The sequence below is a fragment of the Streptomyces beijiangensis genome, from assembly GCF_017315755.1.
GTDB classification, from domain to species: domain Bacteria; phylum Actinomycetota; class Actinomycetes; order Streptomycetales; family Streptomycetaceae; genus Streptomyces; species Streptomyces beijiangensis.
In genome coordinates this window covers 1-1,203 of sequence record NZ_JAFLRJ010000847.1, presented here as the reverse complement: position 1 = coordinate 1,203, position 1,203 = coordinate 1, and the positions used below count along the sequence as shown (strand labels likewise).

Below are 1,203 nucleotides of genomic sequence, written 5' to 3'. Positions count from 1 at the left end.
GGGCTCGGCGAAGGCGAGGTAGACGGCGAGGTTGGCCGGGGAGCCGGAGTAGGGCTGGACGTTGGCGTGCTCGACGCCGAAGAGGGCCTTGGCGCGGGCGATGGCGAGCGACTCGACCTGGTCGATGTTCTGCTGGCCCTCGTAGTACCTGCGCCCCGGGTAGCCCTCGCTGTACTTGTTCTGCAGGACCGTGCCCGAGGCTTCGAGTACGGCCTGCGAGGCGTAGTTCTCGCTGGGGATCAGACGGAGCGTCTCGGACTGGAGCTGTTCCTCCGCGCCGACGAGGGCCGCGAGTTCGGGGTCCGTGGCGGAGAGGGCAGGGTGCGTAAGGGGAAGGCTCATGGCGTCCTCCGGGTCGGTGTGGATGTCACGTTCCCGGGGTGCCCAGGCGGGCGGCACCTCGTGCGGTTGGCCGCGCACGGTTCCCTCGGGGTCGATTCCCCGTTCGCCAGTCGCCGCACGTGCCGAACACAGTACCCAGATTCGGTTAGCGGCGGGCCCGGAAACCACCGTGTGGGCGCGCCGGGACGCAGGGGGTTCTGCGCCGGGGATGTGACCGACGATAGAAAGGGGCGCCATCCCTGCCCTCAGGCCGTACGAAACGGAGACCCCGTGTCGAACACCGCAGTCGCCATCACCACCGCGGAAGCCCACAGTGCGCACAACTACCATCCGCTGCCCGTCGTCGTCGCCTCGGCGGACGGTGCCTGGATGACCGATGTCGAGGGGCGCCGCTACCTCGACATGCTCGCCGGGTACTCGGCGCTCAACTTCGGCCACGGCAACCGGCGTCTGATCGAAGCCGCCAAGGCGCAGCTGGAGAGAGTGACGCTGACCTCCCGGGCGTTCCACCACGACCGGTTCGCCGACTTCTGCACCCAGCTCGCCGAGCTGTGCGGCATGGAGATGGTGCTGCCGATGAACACCGGGGCGGAGGCGGTGGAGACCGCCGTGAAGACCGCCCGGAAGTGGGGTTACAAGGTCAAGGGGGTGCCGGACGGGCAGGCGAAGATCGTCGTCGCCGCCGGCAACTTCCACGGCCGGACCACCACGATCGTCAGTTTCTCGACCGACCCGGAGGCGCGGGCGGACTTCGGTCCGTACACACCCGGCTTCCAGATCGTCCCGTACGGGGACGTCGACGCGCTCGATGCGGCCGTCGACGAGAACACCGTCGCCGTGCTGATCGAGCCGATCCAGGGC

1 protein-coding gene, 1 pseudogene and 1 riboswitch are annotated in these 1,203 nt (G+C 69.0%); of the genes and pseudogenes, one reads left to right on the top strand and one right to left on the bottom strand.

The window, feature by feature from the left end; all coding sequences use genetic code 11:
* Positions 1–342 (bottom strand): annotated as a pseudogene (gene glyA, locus J0695_RS39465) (serine hydroxymethyltransferase); the annotation flags it as partial.
* Positions 343–375: 33 nt separating this feature from the next.
* Positions 376–466: riboswitch (ZMP/ZTP riboswitch) on the bottom strand.
* Between the two features lie 146 nt (positions 467–612).
* On the opposite strand from glyA, the gene J0695_RS39460 reads away from it, so the two are divergent.
* A partial coding sequence (locus J0695_RS39460; RefSeq protein WP_206969663.1) for an aminotransferase class III-fold pyridoxal phosphate-dependent enzyme occupies positions 613–1,203 on the top strand: 591 nt, incomplete at its 3' end.